The 2,669-nt window shown below is 41.3% G+C and carries 5 protein-coding genes; all 5 read left to right on the forward strand.

Translation table 11 applies throughout. The features are described from left to right. Window positions 1-524: hypothetical protein (locus LMF89_RS25120; protein ID WP_229537545.1), on the forward strand; the 524-nt coding region annotated here is incomplete at its 5' end. A 1-nt stretch (window position 525) separates the two neighbouring features. Beyond that, entirely contained in the window at window positions 526-828 is a 303-nt protein-coding gene (locus LMF89_RS25125) for a MerR family transcriptional regulator (RefSeq protein ID WP_229537546.1), read from the forward strand. Continuing rightward, the gene (locus tag LMF89_RS25130; RefSeq protein ID WP_229537547.1) at window positions 809-1,093 is read left to right on the forward strand and encodes a hypothetical protein; all 285 of its coding nucleotides are present in this window, start codon (window positions 809-811) and stop codon (window positions 1,091-1,093) included. Before LMF89_RS25125 ends, LMF89_RS25130 begins: the two co-directional genes overlap by 20 nt. Window positions 1,094-1,096: 3 nt before the next feature. Then, window positions 1,097-1,456 (forward strand): hypothetical protein, encoded by a 360-nt coding sequence (locus LMF89_RS25135; protein ID WP_229537548.1) that lies wholly within the window; start codon window positions 1,097-1,099, stop codon window positions 1,454-1,456. Continuing rightward, window positions 1,431-2,669: AAA family ATPase (locus LMF89_RS25140; protein ID WP_229537549.1), on the forward strand; the 1,239-nt coding region annotated here is incomplete at its 3' end. The genes LMF89_RS25135 and LMF89_RS25140, both read left to right, overlap by 26 nt.

Consider the following 2,669-nt stretch of genomic DNA (forward strand, 5'->3'; position numbering starts at 1 on the left):
AGAATGGGAATGTATTTTATAGTGGATCTCCTGAACGACTTAGCTTTAATGATGAAAAGGTTGATGCAGGATTTTGGATTTACGATTGGGATGGGCAGAAGTTTGATTCTAGCTTTATCGATACTCCAGCAAGACGTTTTGTGACCTATAAATTAGATGAGTTCGGAGTAAAAATGGCAATTGAAAGTTCATTATGTTGGGACTGGGGCGAGGATGATGAAGAAGATCATGGACCACGTCCTAAGGATGCGGTTGTTCGAATTCACTATACATGCAGTGAGGAGCTTAATCGGCAGCTAAATCGAAGAACCTTAGAAAAATCATTATATGATGCAGGCGCCTACTACGTCAGTGAAATTAAAGGTGATGTAAAACGTTCCGAAGATCGATTGCGTGATGCTGAGATTACGGAAGCGCTTGGGCCTATAGATGCGTTAAGAAAGTGGGCTAGTAATCAAGAAATTGATTCATTGGAGATTGATGAATTGGCAGCTATGACGGCTGAATTGATGGAAGGAGTTTAAGATGACACCAGATGAGGTAGTTCTTAAATGCTCTCATTTAGGGATCGTGATACATAGAAGAACACTTTTAAATTATGAGGGAATCGGCTTAATTCCCCCTGCTATTAGAACCGGAAAAAGTGCAAATTACCCGATTGATACTGCTGAAATGGCAGTAAAAGCAAACCTATTATTAAATCATTCCGGATTAATTATGCCAGTAATTAAGCAACGTTATCCGAAAGTTTATGATGAGCTCGCAGATATATTGCGCAAACAAGTAATTGATATTGGAGGAAACCAAGATGCAAACATTCAAAAGTAAGCGAACGGGAAAGATCATTGAAATTCAGGAAATTCCGATGTCATCCATGATGCTTTTACCACCGAAACCAGATGTATGCCAAGAGTGCGCAGTGAAGCATGATCCTCGATTACCTCATAATCAGCAAAGCTTGTATTATCAAATGAAGTTTAAGATGGAACACGGGCGCGACGCAACATGGAATGATGCTATGGCTCATTGTACGGAAGAAGTAAAAGAGCGTTGGATAGAGGGCTTAAAAATTCATGGGGTGGAGGTGGTTTAGCATATGGCAAATGCAGAGATCATCATCCCTGGTGAAATGGCGTGGAGAACGACTCCGCGCCAGATAGTACTCAAAAGAGTAGAGCCGGAAGATCCAATCCCCATTGAATGTGTTAGAAGAGGTTTATCTCTTTATAAAGCACGCCCGATGTATCCGCAAGACTTAACACCAGAAGATGCAAGATTCCTTGTTGAAAGTAAAGTTTCTAAGATTCTCATTGCGGCCTCTTATCAAATGACTACATCAGACCTCTACAAGAAGCTGATCAATTGGGGTATTCATAAAAAAGGCAGCAAGAAGATATACGCCATTAGTAAATCAAAGGAGTTGGTAAGCAATGAGACCTCTACGCATTCAGATTAAAAACTTTGGCGCCATTCCTTATGCTGATATTGATTTGTCTAATATCACATGTAGCGCAATAGCAGGCCCTAACGGAGCAGGTAAAAGTACAGCTTTTACGATCGCCCCTATGTTTTCGTTATATGGTACCACGAAGCCTGGCACCAGTGCGGATGATATGGTCCGCATTGGTACTACTGAAGCAGAAGTCATATTCGATTATGAGCATCAAGGAGAAATCTATAGAACTATTCGTACTCGCAGTACAAAAGGTAAAGGGAAAACCACTTTAGAGCTGCAGCGTAAGTCTGGGGCATTATGGGCTAGTGAATCTGGTGCCAGTATTGCTGAGACGCAGAAAAAGATTATTGCCTTGCTGAATTTAGATGCAGAAACCTTTTCATCTAGCAGCATGATTCTTCAAGGGAAAGCGAATGAATTTACCTCTAGGCCAGCGGGTCAGCGTAAAGCAATCTTGGCCCAGGTACTGCAGCTGGATCAATATGAAGTACTTCAGGAAAAAGCTAAAGCAAAGTTGCAAGCAACTAACTTAGAGTTAGAAAAGGCCAAAGTCAGAGTGTCCGAAATTGATGGACGGTTAGCCGACAAAGTCACACTTGAGACCCTGAAATTTACCAATGAAGTGCAAAAAGTCACTATTGAAACTCAGATTAAAAAAGCAGAAGCTGATTTGCAGATTGCCCAGGTAGATCATAATGTGTTAGTCGCTCGCATTCAACAGGCCGACGAAATTGACAAGCAGGCAAAGGGTTTGAGAGTTAGTATTGATGCCAAGACGATTGAACGTGATCGGCAGCAGGGGCGTTTGGATACAGCCAATAAGCTTTTACTTCAAGAAGAAACGATCTTGGCCAAAGTCGTTGAATATGAACAGACACAGCAACAAGTTACTGTACTGCAGACTCAGAAAGATCAACAGGCTACCTTGCAAACTGAGGCTATGCGCTTAAAAGAAGAACTTGCTGGTGTTGTAGTCGGTTTGAAAAATACCAATGATGAAATTGTTAAACTGGAATCGATTTTAGCTGATCGACCTAGACTGGAGATCGCTGCTGCAGATTATAAGCAAGCGATATCTGATTTTGCAAAGATAGACACGCTTAGGATTTCCCACGAAGATCTTTCTCACCAATGGGTGGATTTGCAAAAAGCTCTAGAACTATCTGTCACTCGTTTTGATATGAAAAAGGCTAATCTATCTAAGGAAATTAAG

The organism is Pelosinus baikalensis (assembly GCF_020819555.1).
GTDB classification, from domain to species: Bacteria; Bacillota; Negativicutes; order DSM-13327; family DSM-13327; genus Pelosinus; species Pelosinus baikalensis.